At 42.4% G+C, this 14,703-nt stretch carries 14 protein-coding genes, 1 tRNA gene and 1 pseudogene; 6 read left to right on the plus strand and 10 right to left on the minus strand.

Annotated elements, in window-relative coordinates:
* Positions 1 to 134: pseudogene (locus O9323_RS00005) on the plus strand (IS630-like element ISMae24 family transposase); the annotation flags it as partial.
* 36 nt (positions 135 to 170) lie between these two features.
* Here O9323_RS00005 and purU read toward each other — a convergent pair.
* From purU to O9323_RS22460, 3 genes are all read right to left on the minus strand, one after another.
* Positions 171 to 1,025, minus strand: a complete 855-nt coding sequence (gene purU / locus O9323_RS00010) for a formyltetrahydrofolate deformylase (RefSeq protein ID WP_002755382.1) — start codon at positions 1,023 to 1,025, stop codon at positions 171 to 173.
* A gap of 121 nt (positions 1,026 to 1,146) precedes the next feature.
* Positions 1,147 to 1,722 (minus strand): (2Fe-2S) ferredoxin domain-containing protein, encoded by a 576-nt coding sequence (locus O9323_RS00015; protein WP_002744960.1) that lies wholly within the window; start codon positions 1,720 to 1,722, stop codon positions 1,147 to 1,149.
* Between the two features lie 122 nt (positions 1,723 to 1,844).
* On the minus strand, positions 1,845 to 2,009 hold the full coding sequence (locus O9323_RS22460) for an Asr1405/Asl0597 family protein (RefSeq protein WP_002738845.1): 165 nt from the start codon (positions 2,007 to 2,009) through the stop codon (positions 1,845 to 1,847).
* 221 nt (positions 2,010 to 2,230) lie between these two features.
* On the opposite strand from O9323_RS22460, the gene O9323_RS00020 reads away from it, so the two are divergent.
* A complete protein-coding gene (locus tag O9323_RS00020; RefSeq protein ID WP_002755381.1) occupies positions 2,231 to 3,070 on the plus strand; it encodes a reverse transcriptase-like protein in 840 nt (279 codons plus the stop codon).
* A gap of 98 nt (positions 3,071 to 3,168) precedes the next feature.
* Here O9323_RS00020 and O9323_RS00025 read toward each other — a convergent pair whose 3' ends face one another.
* The 4 genes from O9323_RS00025 to hisF form a co-directional block, all read right to left on the minus strand.
* On the minus strand, positions 3,169 to 4,266 hold the full coding sequence (locus tag O9323_RS00025) for an AI-2E family transporter (RefSeq protein ID WP_002755379.1): 1,098 nt from the start codon (positions 4,264 to 4,266) through the stop codon (positions 3,169 to 3,171).
* Positions 4,267 to 4,391: 125 nt separating this feature from the next.
* Positions 4,392 to 4,464 (minus strand) — tRNA-Ala (locus O9323_RS00030).
* 119 nt (positions 4,465 to 4,583) lie between these two features.
* Positions 4,584 to 4,784: a hypothetical protein gene (locus O9323_RS00035; protein WP_002755370.1), complete on the minus strand. Its 201-nt coding sequence runs from the start codon at positions 4,782 to 4,784 to the stop codon at positions 4,584 to 4,586.
* A gap of 246 nt (positions 4,785 to 5,030) precedes the next feature.
* Positions 5,031 to 5,795, minus strand: a complete 765-nt coding sequence (hisF, locus tag O9323_RS00040; RefSeq protein WP_002755369.1) for an imidazole glycerol phosphate synthase subunit HisF — start codon at positions 5,793 to 5,795, stop codon at positions 5,031 to 5,033.
* Positions 5,796 to 5,818: 23 nt separating this feature from the next.
* On the opposite strand from hisF, the gene ruvB reads away from it, so the two are divergent.
* Both ruvB and O9323_RS00050 read left to right on the plus strand, forming a co-directional pair.
* Entirely contained in the window at positions 5,819 to 6,895 is a 1,077-nt protein-coding gene (gene ruvB / locus O9323_RS00045) for a Holliday junction branch migration DNA helicase RuvB (protein ID WP_002755367.1), read from the plus strand.
* Between the two features lie 524 nt (positions 6,896 to 7,419).
* On the plus strand, positions 7,420 to 8,196 hold the full coding sequence (locus O9323_RS00050) for an RNA polymerase sigma factor SigF (RefSeq protein ID WP_002755365.1): 777 nt from the start codon (positions 7,420 to 7,422) through the stop codon (positions 8,194 to 8,196).
* 104 nt (positions 8,197 to 8,300) lie between these two features.
* On the opposite strand, the gene O9323_RS00055 is transcribed toward O9323_RS00050, so the two are convergent.
* Together O9323_RS00055 and O9323_RS00060 are read right to left on the minus strand one after the other, a co-directional pair.
* Positions 8,301 to 9,461, minus strand: coding sequence for an aminotransferase class V-fold PLP-dependent enzyme (locus tag O9323_RS00055; RefSeq protein WP_288124496.1), 1,161 nt, complete (start codon positions 9,459 to 9,461; stop codon positions 8,301 to 8,303).
* A gap of 324 nt (positions 9,462 to 9,785) precedes the next feature.
* Positions 9,786 to 10,919: an RNA polymerase sigma factor, RpoD/SigA family gene (locus O9323_RS00060; protein ID WP_002739077.1), complete on the minus strand. Its 1,134-nt coding sequence runs from the start codon at positions 10,917 to 10,919 to the stop codon at positions 9,786 to 9,788.
* 679 nt (positions 10,920 to 11,598) lie between these two features.
* Between O9323_RS00060 and O9323_RS00065 the strand changes: the two genes are divergently transcribed.
* Both O9323_RS00065 and priA read left to right on the plus strand, forming a co-directional pair.
* Positions 11,599 to 11,784, plus strand: coding sequence for a hypothetical protein (locus tag O9323_RS00065; protein ID WP_288124497.1), 186 nt, complete (start codon positions 11,599 to 11,601; stop codon positions 11,782 to 11,784).
* Between the two features lie 33 nt (positions 11,785 to 11,817).
* A complete protein-coding gene (gene priA, locus O9323_RS00070; RefSeq protein ID WP_288124498.1) occupies positions 11,818 to 14,307 on the plus strand; it encodes a primosomal protein N' in 2,490 nt (829 codons plus the stop codon).
* A gap of 53 nt (positions 14,308 to 14,360) precedes the next feature.
* Here the strand turns inward: priA and O9323_RS00075 are convergent.
* On the minus strand, positions 14,361 to 14,703 hold a 343-nt coding region (locus O9323_RS00075), incomplete at its 5' end, for a DUF4351 domain-containing protein (protein WP_288124499.1).

A 14,703-nucleotide genomic window follows, 5' to 3' on the forward strand; every position in this document is an offset into this window, starting at 1 on the left:
TTGAAATATTAGGTCGATTTTTAAAATATGAATGGATTGAATTTAGCGCCTATAAAGACCGAAAGAGCCTCCTCGCTTACGTTAAAAAAGTGCTGGACAATTTTGGAGGCGAGTATGTAATTAATTTTGCCTAGGTACTTACCATTTTAGATGAGCTTACCCTAGCAACCTTAAGCGAATACTACCGTGCGATTAGCGTAAACTAAAACGCGATTTTGCAAGTGTAAACGTACCGCTCGCGCTAACACCACCCTTTCTAAATCCTTACCTTGACGAATTAAATCTCCCACGGTATCGCGATGACTAACTCTGACCACATCCTGCTCGATAATTGGCCCCTGATCGAGATCGGCAGTGATATAATGGGCGGTGGCTCCAATAATTTTTACCCCTCGATCGTAGGCCCGTTGATAGGGATTAGCTCCCGCAAAAGCCGGTAAAAAAGAATGATGAATATTGATAATATTGGGAAAAAAGTTAATAAAATCTGGGGTGAGAACCTGCATATATTTAGCTAAAATTACTAAATCTATCCGGTATTCCCGCAGTAACTCTAATTGTCTGGCTTCCTGTTCAATCTTGGTTTCGGCGGTAATGGGAAGATGATGAAACTCAATACCGAATTGATTGGCAACTGATTGTAATTCTCGATGATTGCTAATAATTAAAGGAATTTCTGCCCTAATTTCTCCCGCCTGTTGTCGCCATAATAAATCGAGGAGACAATGATCCTGTTTTGTCACCCAAATAGCTAGACGCGGGACAGTATCGGAAAAATGTAAGGACCAACTAGCCTGCAAAGGTTTGGCAATAGCGGCGAAAGCTGGTTCGATCATCCCACGGGGTAAATTAAACCCCTCTAATTGCCATTCTATCCGCATCAGGAACAATCCTGCCGAAAAATCCGTGTGTTGGTCGGCGTGGATAATATTGCCGCCATTAGCGTAGATAAAATTAGCGATTTTCGCCACCAGACCAATCTGGTCGGGACAAGAAATTAACAAGGTTGCAGTGGCAGCAGTCATAAATTATCGGCGGCAAGAATTGACTTTTTCTATCCCTAATTTATTACAATTTTAGGCACTTCGTCCCTTTGATACACAAAAAAGATCGTTTGTCAATAGCGATCGCCGATTAAATTTCTAGTTAAACTGATAGGCTCTTCCCTTGCTCAGAAGTGGCAAAATGCCGCTCGATTAGGGAGGGGACATCTTGGGGAGCTACCTGATTATAATGCTTTTTATCGGGCATAACCACCAGATTCGGGCCTTTTTTGCACTGTTTTAAACAGCCGGTTAATTTAATATTCACCGCTTCTCCCAGTCCTTTTTCCTCTAAACTACTCTCTAACCTTTGGCAGACTCTCGCACCGCCATTTTTCCAACAATCGGACTTCTGACAGATTAAGACGGTGGCTTTTTTCGCTTTTGCCGGGGTGACTTCTGGGGTTTTTTCGCCGGATAAATGCTCAATCCCTAGTACCCTCAGTTTTAATTTTCCCTTTTTTGAACAAAGACTACTTTCTCCCGTCACTTTTAGCCATGAGTGGAGAGCAATATTGAGAGGTATGTGGTCTCGCAGTGTTTTTTCAGGCTTAAACCAATATTCCCGTTTATCAACACTGATTCTCAGGTATTTTACCTTATATCCGTCCTTGAGGACAAAACCGAGGAATTGACCGACCACTTGAAAGGGAATCATGGTAGTTGCAGATTTTGACATACTTTCTCACTTTTTACTCTTAGATTGCTAATTTTTCTCAAGGATTATGCTTGCCAACAGGTTTCCAGCCAAGGGATTAAACAGCCTCGGGAGGCCTCCACCTGTCGCAGGACAATCCACAGCTATAAAAGTTGAGCGGAGGCATCAATGCGAACCGGCAAAAGCTGATGGAGCGAGCATTGACATTCAATGTTTAGGGCTTGCATCTGGTGGTAAACCTGCCAGGGATCCCAAGCACTAAGATTGAAGATTTTCTCACCTTTCGATGGCCATTTGTCTATACTCATGGGGCTTTTAATTGAGAACTATTAGCAATATAACTCTAGGCTGATGTTCTCAGTATAACCAACAACTGCAAATTATTATCAATAACTTGCAGAAAAAAAGTTATCCGGTAGCGGCGATCGGCTAAAATTTTGCTTGTCCGCTTTGCCGATCCCGGAATCGCTACCGCCTACAATTGTCAAAGGGATAAAAATGGAGATACCAAGATTTATTGACGAAAATTATGGATAAAAAAGCTCAAAAAACCGATAATTCAGCAGTTCTCTATTTTGATGGTGGTTCTCGCGGCAATCCGGGGAGAGCAGCCGGTGCAGCGGTAATAGTTTTAGCCGAGGGTAATTCCTTGACTACGAGTAGATATATGGAGAGAGCCACTAATAACGAGGCTGAATACACAGGATTGATTATTGGATTGGAAAAAGCCCAAGAATTAGGCTTAAAAAGCCTAGAAATTCGGGGAGACAGTCAATTAGTCATCAATCAAGTTAAGGGAGACTGGAAGGTAAAAAGCGATAGTTTACGTCCCTTTTATCAGCGTGCTTGTCAATTAGTCACCCAATTCGATCGCATTAGCTGGCGCTGGATTGAACGAGCTAAAAATAGTGTGGCTGACGCTGCCGCTAATCAGTGTATGGATGCGGCGAAAAAATCGCCAGAAAAACCCGAGGAAGGCGAAACTAACCTCGATATTCTGCTCCAATCCCTGAAACCAATCCTAAATACTGAAGAATTCGTTTTCTCTTCCCTCACAGCAACAGGACTGGAACAGCTACAATTAACCCCTATCTGCCAATTTCGGGAAGAGGAAGGAATAACGGTGATTATTCCCCGTCAGCAAGCCGATCGCAAGAATTTACAGTACAAATATATTTATAGACAAATTACTCTTTCTGTGCATTCTAGTTTAGCGGCGGTGGGATTTTTAGCGGTGATTAGTGAGAAACTGTCCGAAGCGGCAATTAGCGTCAATGTCATTTCTGGTTATTATCACGATCATTTATTTATCCCTAGGGATAGGGTGACAGAAGCGATGGCTATTCTCGAAGAAATTAGCCGCTCATAACAGTTATCAGTTAGCAGTTATCAGTTAGCAGTTAGCAGATGTGAGTTTTCAATTCACTCATTACTGTTCACTGATCACTGAAAAAACAGGATTTATTATTATTTGCTCTCCTCCGAGGAATTTTTCACCGTTTCTTCTAGGATAACTACCGGTTCTTTTTCCCGCTGCTGTGAGCGGATGATATCGATGGTACTTTTCAGCACACTAGCGATGGGAACTGCTATCAATAAACCGAGAATTCCTGCCACTTTGCCACCGATAAAAAGAGATAGAATAATCCAGACGGGATTAAGTCCTATCATACCTCCCATTAGCCGAGGGGCGATGACATTATCATTAATTTGACCGACAATAATAGTCAGGGTCAAAACTTTTAACCCTAACCAAAAATCTTGAAACATTAGTAGGGTACTAATGCCAATAATGGTAAAGGCACTGGCAAAAGGAATTAATGTAGTTAGACCGATCGCCACCCCGAATAATAGGGCATAATCGACCTTGAGAATGACAAAAACAAAAATTTGAGCCAGGCTGAGAATTCCCGCTAAAATGGTTTGACCAGCAAAATAGGTTTCAAAAGTTTGACGAATAATAGTTCTTAATTTGAGATTCCAGGGAGCAGGAATCCAGCTTAAAATTCCCTCCCAAATTTGTTCGCCATAGAGAACCAGAAAGACAGTTAGAACCAGAACAAAGAGAATATTTAGGATACTGTTGATAGTTCCCAGCACAAAGCTCAGTAATTGAGTGCTAAGAGTTTGTAAAACGTTAGTTAGTCGTTCCGATAACTGGGTGATTGATTGCTCGATATAAATCGCATATTTCTGAGTTTTATCCCACTTTTCTAAATTTTGTATCTGTTCGGTTCCCGACTCGATCCACTGGGGCAAACTATTGATTAAACTGCTTAATTGTTCGACAATCTGGGGAATTAAAATTAAACCTAAAACGCTCAAAATTAATAGGGCAATTAAAAAGACAATAGCGACCGAACCACTGCGATTAACCCCGCGTCTTTGCAGTAGTTTGATGGGAACATCTAAGACAAAAGCTAGTAAACTAGCAGTGACAAAAATACTGACTAAGGGTTCTAGATAGCTAAATAATTGGAATAATAACCAACCATTGAGAAATAAAAGCGGAAAAACCAGACTTAGCCGCAACCAACGAGGTAGTTGCTTAAAAAGCTCTATCATTAATTTTGTCCTGAGAGAGTATCGAGGTAAAAAGAGACTTTTCCAACCAGAAATCCTCTTTCAATCTACCATCTCCTCGCCACTTTTCTAGCTCCAGTAACCCTGAAACTCTTATCTTAACTGTATGGAGCTAAGCGGATTCGAACCGCTGACCCCCTCAATGCCATTGAGGTGCTCTACCAACTGAGCTATAACCCCGCGAAGACCATTTTTGAATATAGCTTAAATAGAATTACTTTGTCAAGGGGTGACGAGAAAAAAATTTGTCCCTCACAATGCGATCGCTGATAAGACAATGTTGAAACAATCGCCTCCATTTAGACAGCAGCCGAAATTTGGGTTAAATAGGTTAAACAGTGGCCCATGAGGAAATAAACTACTAACATAGCCGCTGCCGCTGCTGCCACCAAGGTTCCCGCCAGCATCAAGGAAAACTCTTGCCTGTCGAACGCTTGCTGCATCAGATGCAATGACCAAGCCACAAGACCGAGGTCAAAGATGAGAATCGGAACTAACATATTTTAAATTTTGTTAACTTTCTTCTATTCTAATACATAATTTTCTGGAGGGATAATCGGAGGGAAGTTAAAAAAGGGATTTTTTGCTGGTTGCTCGATCGCGGCTGTCAGCCGTCAGCCATTGACTTTAAGTAATAGGTCTAAATTTTGCTCTTCTTGGTTTGCAGCCTGAAGAAATCCTTTTCTGGGGAAAAGCGACTCAATCACCAGATTAAGTTCTGTAAATCTTGCTCTCATTTTCCCTAGCTAACGCACGGGGACTTGGTGATTTTGCAGATAATTTTTGACCTCAGCGATAGTTAATTGACCATAATGGAGCAAAGAAGCCAATAAAGCCGCTTCTGCTCGGCCTTCCGTCAATGCTTCGTAGATATGCTGACAATTACCTGCTCCTCCAGAGGCAATCACAGGAATCTCCACCCTTTCTGCGATCGCTTTTGTCAAGGCCAGATCGTAACCCGCTTGCGTGCCGTCAGCATCCATACTGGTAACTAACAACTCACCCGCCCCGCGTTTTTCCACTTCTTTGGCCCATAATAAAGCATCAATACCCGTATTTTCCCGTCCACCCCGAACATAAACCTCCCAACCGGGGTTATGCACATCCTTGCGTCGTCTAGCATCGATCGCCACCACAATACACTGTTTACCAAAGCGATCGCTGGCTCGATCGAGCAATTCCGGCTCGCGCACGGCAGCCGAGTTAATGCTGACTTTATCGGCCCCGGCTCTTAACAAATTTTTAATATTTTCTAAGGATTGGATGCCCCCCCCCACGGTCAGAGGAATAAAAACCTGTTCCGCCGTGCGATAGACTACATCAATAATCGTGTCGCGATCTTCATGGGTAGCAGTAATATCAAGAAAAACCAACTCATCAGCCCCTGCCTGATTATACAAGCGAGCTAACTCCACGGGGTCGCCAGCATCCTGAAGATTGACAAAATTAACCCCTTTAACTACCCGACCTTTATTGACATCCAAACAAGGCAAAATCCGCTTCGCTAACATATCCTAGACTCTTGATTGTAACAATGGCCATCAAACGATCGCACAATTCCCCCCCGGCAGCCGAGGAAAATCTGCTCACTCCCAATCCCACTATAGAAGAAACGGAAAAAGCAGAAGCGCAGATTCGTCCACAATCCCTAGAGGATTATATCGGTCAACAGGACTTAAAGGCTAATCTAAAAGTCACCATCGCCGCGGCCAAAGCTAGACAAGAAGCGATCGATCATTTGCTCTTCTACGGACCGCCGGGGTTAGGCAAAACCACCATGGCTTTAATTTTAGCGGCTGAGATGGGAGTAAATTGCCGCATTACTGCCGCCCCCGCTTTAGAGCGTCCCCGGGACATTACCGGCATCCTGATCAATCTTCAACCCCGGGATATTCTTTTTATCGACGAAATTCATCGACTGAATCGGGTGACGGAGGAGTTATTATACCCAGCTATGGAGGATTATCGCCTAGATGTGACGATTGGTAAGGGTCAAGCAGCGAAAATTCGCAGTATTTCCCTGCCTCCCTTTACTTTAATCGGTGCTACTACCAAAGTTGGCTCTTTAACTGCGCCTTTACGCGATCGTTTTGGCATGATTCAACGTCTGCGTTTCTATACGGTCGAGGAATTGACAGCAATTATGCTCAGAAGTGCCACTATTTTTAATATTCCCATGACTGAAGCAGGTGCGATCGAAATTTCCCGTCGCAGTCGGGGAACTCCACGCATTGCCAATCGTTTATTAAAACGGGTGCGCGACTATGTGCAGGTGAAGGGAGAAACTATTATCACCCCCCAGTTAGCCGCTGAGGGATTAAATCAATTAAATGTGGATTCTATGGGTTTAGATTGGACCGATCGATTAGTATTAAAGACGATGATCGAACAGTTTCAAGGCAAACCCGTGGGATTGGAAGCGGTAGCGGCAGCCACGGGAGAAGATGCCAAGACGATTGAGGAGGTGTATGAGCCTTATTTATTACAAATAGGTTATCTTCATCGTACTCCCCGGGGCCGCGTAGTGACAGCGGCTGCCTATGAACATTTAGGTTTACTGGCGAAATTGCCGAAAAATAAGGATCGGAGTTTACCTTTGTTCGAGTTCTAGTTTTCTAGATAGGGTTGGCTGAATAAATCTAAAAACCTTGTTGGATTAAGACTTTTCGGGGGTAAAATTCACGGTTCTTCCGAACTTACACTGTAGAAAATTCCTCAAGCTCACTCTCTGCACAGCAATGCTCTAAAGTTGATAAATATCAATTTAACAAAAACTCAAAGCCTTAGTGTACAAGCTTTACAATCATAAGTTGTTGATAGTTTTACATAACAGGTTCGGTAGAGCCAAATTCACACCCCACTTCCCCACTTCCCCACACCCCACACCCTGCCTCTAGGAACAACTTTTTCAGCCAACCCTAATTACCAGCGTTTTAGCTCACTTGTGTCTTTAAATACTGCCTTGACTGCTTGAAATCACACAAGCCTTTATGTAAAGACCGTACGATCAAGATTGTAGTAAGTTACATTGTTGCCATTGCTTGCCGCTTCCAATCTAGACTGTATTGGGATTTGTCAGAGCTATGCAATAGTGAGCTTTTATAGTCAATGATTTTTTAAGTCTGTTAACGTCCTATGTCTGGCCTAAATAAAGAAAATCTTAAACTAGAAACTCTTACCCTGTTTCAAAAATACCAAAAAACAGGGGATAATAAGTTTCGGGATCAAATTATCCGGTTAAACCTAGGATTAGTCAGAAGGGAAGCTCATCATTGGGTCAATCAATGCCATGAAAATTACGAAGATTTAGTGCAGGTTGGCTGTATGGGACTAATTCGGGCGATCAAACGTTTTGACAGCAGCAAAGGTCATGCTTTTAGTTCCTTCGCTATTCCCTATATTCGTGGCGAGATTCAACACTATCTGCGCGATAAAGGTTACACAGTTCGCATTCCTCGTCGTTGGTTAGATTTAGGCAGACAAGCGACAAATATGCGTCGGGACTTCCAAACTATCCACAATCGTCAACCCAATGATACGGAAATCTCCCTCGCTTTAAATATTTCGATCGAAGAATGGCAAGAGGTAAAACTGGCTTTCCAAAACCGTGAACCTCTTAGTCTCGATGCGACGGTTAATAACGATGAAGATAATAACACCTGTTTAAAAGACATCGTTCCCGATCCCGGTTATCGCAGCTTTCAACTTTGTCAAGAGGATCGCATTCGTTTACAACAGGCACTGGCTCAATTAGAAGAGAAAACCCGTTATATTCTCGAATTTGTCTTCCTTAAAGATCTTACTCAACGGGAAACCGCCGAACAATTAGGCATTAGTATTGTTACCGTCTCCCGTCGGGTGAAAAAAGGTTTAGAAATGCTCAAGGAAACCATGCTCCAAGAGGCATTTTAGCCCAATTATCGGTTCTCATAGCAAGTCCGTTATTAACTCCCAATTCAACTTTAAAAACTCAGTTATGGATTTTTTCCCCTGCTCCGATGCTCCTCTCTCCCAGCTTATCTTGGCTCCAATAGCAAGTAATTTAAAACCCCGGCTAAATATTCATACTGCTCGATCGAATTATAGTAGTGAGCAGAAATCCTCACAATTAATGATGCTTCTCCCCAGGGAATTATCGGCACTTCAATCTGATATTTTTCCCACAGTTGTCTGGATAAATCTTCTGCTATCCAAGCATAACTAGGAATTAGAATTGAGGACATCGATCCGATCATTGATTCTGGACAGGGATAATTGACCTGCAAGGCATGACAAAGCAAATTTCTGGCTTTTAAAACCAAATTATGATTCCTCGCCATCAGACCCAGTAAACCATCAATAGAGAGAGAATTTAAAAACTCGATCGCTTTTGGCACTGATAAATAAGCGCTGGGATCATCGGTTCCCATCCAAGCAAATTCTAACTGAAAACGGGAACGATCTTGTCGAGGAGAATTAGCCCCATGGCTAATAGTTAAAGGTCGAATTATTGCCTGTTTATCCCCGCGCACATAGAGAAAAGCAGCCCCCTTGGGACTACATAACCACTTATGACAATTAGCAGTATAATAGGTGGGATTAATTGCCCCGATATTAAGGGGTAAAAAACCTAAAGCATGAGCGCCATCGATGAGAGTATCAATACCCCGATTATTTAATTCTTGCACAATTTCTGCGATTGGCCAAATTAAGGCCGTGGGACTGGTGACATGATCTAAAACTACTAATTTTGTCCGAGGAGAAACAGATGCTAAAATTGCTTGACTAATTTCTAAAGGAGACTGTACAGGAAAGGGAATTTTAGCGATAATTACCTTTAAACCCCATCTTTTAGCTATATGTTTAACTGCATTAGCACAAGCATTATAGGTCTGATCGGTGATCAGAATTTCCTCATTTTCCTGAAAAGTTAAGGAATTTAACACCGCATTCACTGCTGTGGTTGCATTGGGAACAAAGACTAAATCATCGCTATTTACGCTGACTAAATCTGCTAATTTTTGCCTAGCAATATCTAATAAACCCTCTAATTCTCTCCCCAAAAATGCTAAGGGTTGCCTTTCCATTCGTTCCCGCAATTGTTGCTGATAATCCAAGACTATTTTAGGGGTTGCACCATAGGAACCATGGTTGAGAAAATAAATATTATCGGGAATTAACCAAGAATTTTTAGACATAATTTGATTTTATTGAGAACTAGAAAAAATATCTGAAAAATTACCTGTTGTACTCAAATACTGACTAGCAAGTATATTTATGACATAATCACCTATTTTTGAAAACGATGAATAATTTCAGTGACAAAAGTTTCTCCATCCATGAGAGGATGATTTTCTGGAGATTGATATTTTCCCGTTTTCACTTTCTGTTGGAGATGTCGGTTCATAGGTATTATGACTATCTACTGAGAAAATCAGCTTGATCTTAATTTTAAGCTAAATATCGACAAAAAAAGCTCTCCAAGAAAAAGGAGAGAGAAGAGAACGAGTTAGAAAAAGTTATTAATGTAACCATCCTTTCAGACGACGTGCGACTTGAGGACGACGTAATTTTCGCATCGCTTTAGTTTGAATTTGACGTACTCGTTCGCGAGATAAATTGAACATTCCCCCCACTTCCTCTAGGGTATAGGGTTGACTGGTAGCTAAACCATAACGGAGGGAGATAACATCTTTTTCCCGTTCCGTGAGAACATCACTTAAAACTGCGAAAATTTCTTGACGCATCATCATCTCATTCATTTTATCTTCGGGAAGTTGTAGATCATCATCTTCCAAAAGATCCACTAATTCCGTATCTTCTCCCTTCCCTACACGATGATTTAAAGAGAGAGATTGACGACGCAATTGTAATAATTGCCGCAATTGTTCGGGAGTTATTTCTAACGCTTCCGCAAGTTCCCGTTCATTGGGATTGCGCTGTAAATCTTGCTTGAGAATGCGCTGCGCTTTTTTGAGTTTATTGAGTTTTTCGACAATGTGAATCGGTAAACGAATTGTTCGCGCATCGTTAGCAATAGTGCGGGTGATTGCTTGTCGAATCCACCAATAAGCATAGGTAGAGAATTTATAACCTTTATTAGGATCGAATTTTTCGGCCGCACGGTTGAGTCCGATCGCACCTTCTTGAATTAAATCTAAGAAAGGAACCCCGCGATTTAAATAGCGTTTAGCGATAGAAACCACCAAGCGCAAATTAGAACGAATCATCTTCCGTTTAGCTGTTCTTCCGCGATAAAGACGGTTTTCCAGTTGACGTTCATTATCTAATTCTAAAGCGATCGCCCATTCTGTTTTCGTCGGGGGACGATGTAAATTTTCTTGCAGTTTTTGGCGTACTTCTTCCGCTTCCATGAGAAACTTAACCGAGTAGGCTAATTCAATTTCTTCTTCCGCACTAAGCAGGGGATAACGAGCCATTTCTTTAAAAAATGCGCCAACAGTATCTTCATTGCTGCCTTTATCGTATCCCGTTCCACTACTCCCACGAGTGTTTTTTAGGGTTTCCGGTAAAGATTCAGTCATATCCTCGTCAGTTCTTTCATTAAAATCCACGCTGTCCAGTTCTAAAGGATTTGTCTCCAGGGCAATGATTTGATTAAAATTATCATCAGCGGCTAGTTTAGAGATTTTCATAAGCAGTTATGGATGGAGTGGGGTTATAATAGCGGGGAAAAACTCAGTTTCTCCCAATGGGCTGATTGTTACATTGAATTTTCGGGGAGCAGATTTTTTAAACGTTTTCTTAATTAATGGCGGCCATTTCTGGGATATAATTAGGCGCTTCTGTGTGGATTGTTACAAATCGCTCAACCAGATAATCAGATTTTCTGGTGAATAGGGGAGACTTTCAGGGTTTCCACTTATACACTCTAACTAAGGTTTTTAGTATTTGACTAGGTAAAGATCACGCTTCTTAACAATCAAGATAGCAGTCAGCTTTTTATGACTATTCTTTGCTTTTTCTATTGAGAACTATTCTCAACTTTTGACTAACTATGCTTTAATTCAATAGCTAATAGTCAATGATTATCATTTGGGCAGACTTCACGGGCTAAAAATCAAAATTTGTGAGCAAAAAAGCAATATTTAAACTGTTTTTAGAGAAAATTAACTGGTTTTATTCCCCTCAACCTTTAAACTATAATTTAAATACCCCATTCTTCCCCCGCAACGCGCACGCAGTGATCTCCCCACTTCCCACTTGCCACTTGCCACTGATAACTGAATTTGTGGACAAAAAAGCAATATTTAAACTGTTTTTAGAGAAAATTAGCTATTTTTATTCCCCTCAAGCGGCTCTTCTAGGTTCTGTGTGATAAGTTTAACTTACATAGGATCGATCGATCTTTGTGTCCTTTGTGTCTTTGTGGTTCGTTCCACCCCCTCGCTAGGAGGAATGTATCTTAGAATACATTTTACCCACCAAACCTGGGAGAGCCCTCAAGCTTTAAACTATAATTTAAATACCTCATTCTCCCCACTTGCCACTTGCCACTGATAACTGATAACTGATAACTGATAACTGATAACCATGCTCGATCGCCATGCTACTCTAACTGTAGCGGAACCTCGCACACCTTACCAATTAACCACAACTAGACAACCGTGGTTAGAGGTTTTGGTCGATCGGCCTTATCCTAGAGATAGTCAAGAGGATCAGCAAATATTAACCTATAGTATCCCCCCGGATTTAACGGTAGAAATTGGCGATATTTTAAGCGTTCCCTTCGGTTCTCAGGTAATTGGGGGAATTGCTCTTAGATTTCTCGAAAATTTGCCCGCAGGACTAGAAGAAAATCAAATTCGTCCCGTGGAAGATGTGATTGCTAAGGGGTTTTTTCCCGATAATTATTGGCAGTTATTGACGAAAATCGCCCAATACTACGCAACAGATTTAATCACCGTTGTTCGCGTCGCTTTACCTACGGGTTTACTGCGAAGTTCCCAACGTCGCATCAGATTAAAACCAGCAGCGATTCCCCCCGGTGCCGAAGTTTTTTGTACTCCCCTCTCCCGTCAGATTTTATCCCTGCTCAAAAATCAAAAAGAAGGCGATTATTCGGCGAAATACCTGCAAGAAAAAGTAAAAAATGCCAATTACGGTATCCGAGACTTAGTTAAGCGCGGTTGGGTAGAAAGTTATCTAGAAGCACCCAAAAGTACCAATATTAAACAAAAAAAAGCCATTACCCTGCTAATAACCGACTTTCCTAGGGATTTAACCGAAAATCAGCGCAAAATTCTCGAAATTTTACGCCACCAGGGAGGAGAAATGTGGCTGCCAGAATTGGTAAAACTTGCGGGGACAAAACATTTTAAACCGCTGATTGACAAGGGTTATGTAGTTGTTCAGGATCGAGAATTTCTGCGCTTATCCTCGGCGATTATGAGCAGGGATCAACCAAAAACACTCACTTCTAGTCAAAAACAAGCTTTAGAAGCCATTCAAACCCTAAAAGGTGGTGAAAGCGCTCTCTTACACGGAGTGACGGGATCGGGTAAAACAGAAGTCTATCTACAGGCGATCGCACCTGTCCTAGCAGCGGGTAAATCTGCCTTGGTTTTAGTCCCCGAAATTGGATTAACACCGCAACTAACCGATCGCTTTGTGGCCCGTTTTGGCGATCGAGTCTATGTTTATCATAGCGCCCTCTCGGAAGGAGAAAGATACGATACTTGGCGACAGATGTTGACAGGAACCCCGCAAGTTATTATCGGGACGAGATCGGCGATTTTTGCTCCTTTACCCCATCTAGGGATGATTATCCTCGATGAAGAACACGATAGCAGCTTTAAACAAAGTCAATTACTTCCCACCTATCACGCGCGTACCGTGGCTAAATGGCGCTCTCAATTAAACCATTGTCCCGTAATTTTAGGCTCGGCCACGCCATCCCTAGAAACATGGCTAGAATCCCAAGTTAATCCCCGTCTTTACCTATCTTTGCCCGATCGCATCCAAAATCGCCCCTTACCGCGGGTGGAAATCGTCGATATGCGACGGGAATTGCAGCGAGGCAATCGTTCCCTCTTTAGTCAATCCCTGCGTTCATCTCTGGAAACCCTGCGCGACAAGGGAGAACAGGCAATTTTATTCGTCAGCCGCCGGGGACATAGTACCTTTGTATCTTGTCGAAGTTGCGGTTATGTGCTGGAGTGTCCCCACTGTGATGTCTCTCTCTCCTACCATCACACCGAACCGGGAGCGCAAGAATTACTCCGCTGTCACTACTGCAACTATGGTCGCATCCATCCGAAACAATGTCCTGAATGCGGTTCTCCCTATCTAAAATTTTTCGGTACTGGCACTCAGCGAGTCACCCAAGAATTAAGCAAAGAATTTCCTGATTTGCGCTGCTTGCGTTTTGATAGTGATACCACCCGCAACAAAAATGCTCCCCGGGAACTATTAAAAAAATTTACTGATGGTGAGTTTGATGTCTTAGTCGGAACCCAAATGCTCACCAAAGGATTAGATATAGAGCGAGTTACCCTAGTAGGAGTAATGGCAGCCGATGGTTTACTTTATCACTCCGATTATCGCGCCTCCGAACGCGCTTTTCAAACCCTCACCCAAGTAGCAGGGAGAGCAGGAAGGGGAGAAACAGAAGGAAAGGTAATTATCCAAACCTATACCCCCGAACATCCCGTGATTAGAGCAGTGCAAACCCACGATTATGAGGGTTTTGTCGAGACGGAATTAATGCAGAGAGAGGGTTTAAATTATCCTCCCTACGGCAGTTTAGTCTTAATTCGCTTTAGTGGTTTAGATGGGGAAGCAGTGCAGAAAAGTGCTGAAAATGTCGCAGAGGAATGTGTTAATAATTTCGGTTCCGATTGGGATATTTTGGGACCTGCACCCGCAACAATTATGCGCGTGGCTAACCGTTATCGCTGGCAAATTCTGTTAAAATTATCGGGAGAAAAGGCTGATATCGGTCGTCTTTTTCTTCCCCTAAAAAGCTTAGTTTTACCCAAGGTAAGTATGGCGATCGATGTGGACCCCTTGACGATAGAATAATCAGGGATGGGTAATGCGCTCGCAACGCGCTCGCTACGCGAGATCGCTATTGTTCACGGATGCAACCAGTTTTCTAAATCCGTCAAAGTGTTAAAGTCCAATAAAGCGAGTCCTAAGTCTTCTAAGCGCTCCACAGGAAGGTTACGGATAGTTTCTTGTAGATTCTGGGGTATTTCACCGAAACGTCGCTGAAGTTGACGGAGGAGTAAATACGCTTCTCCCTGTTGTCTTCCTTGTTGAATACCTTGCTGTACACCCTCTTGAACCGCTTGTTCCCTATCCTGTTGGTAAAGTGGAGCTAAACGCATAATAAACTCCCTATCCTCCTGTGTTTTTTTCGATAACGCTTCTAGATTTCTACTCAAATTATACAATAAGTTTAAGGAAGCCGATTTT

Origin of the sequence: Microcystis sp. LE19-131.1A, from assembly GCF_027532015.1 — a bacterium.
Taxonomy (GTDB): domain Bacteria; phylum Cyanobacteriota; class Cyanobacteriia; order Cyanobacteriales; family Microcystaceae; genus Microcystis; species Microcystis ichthyoblabe_A.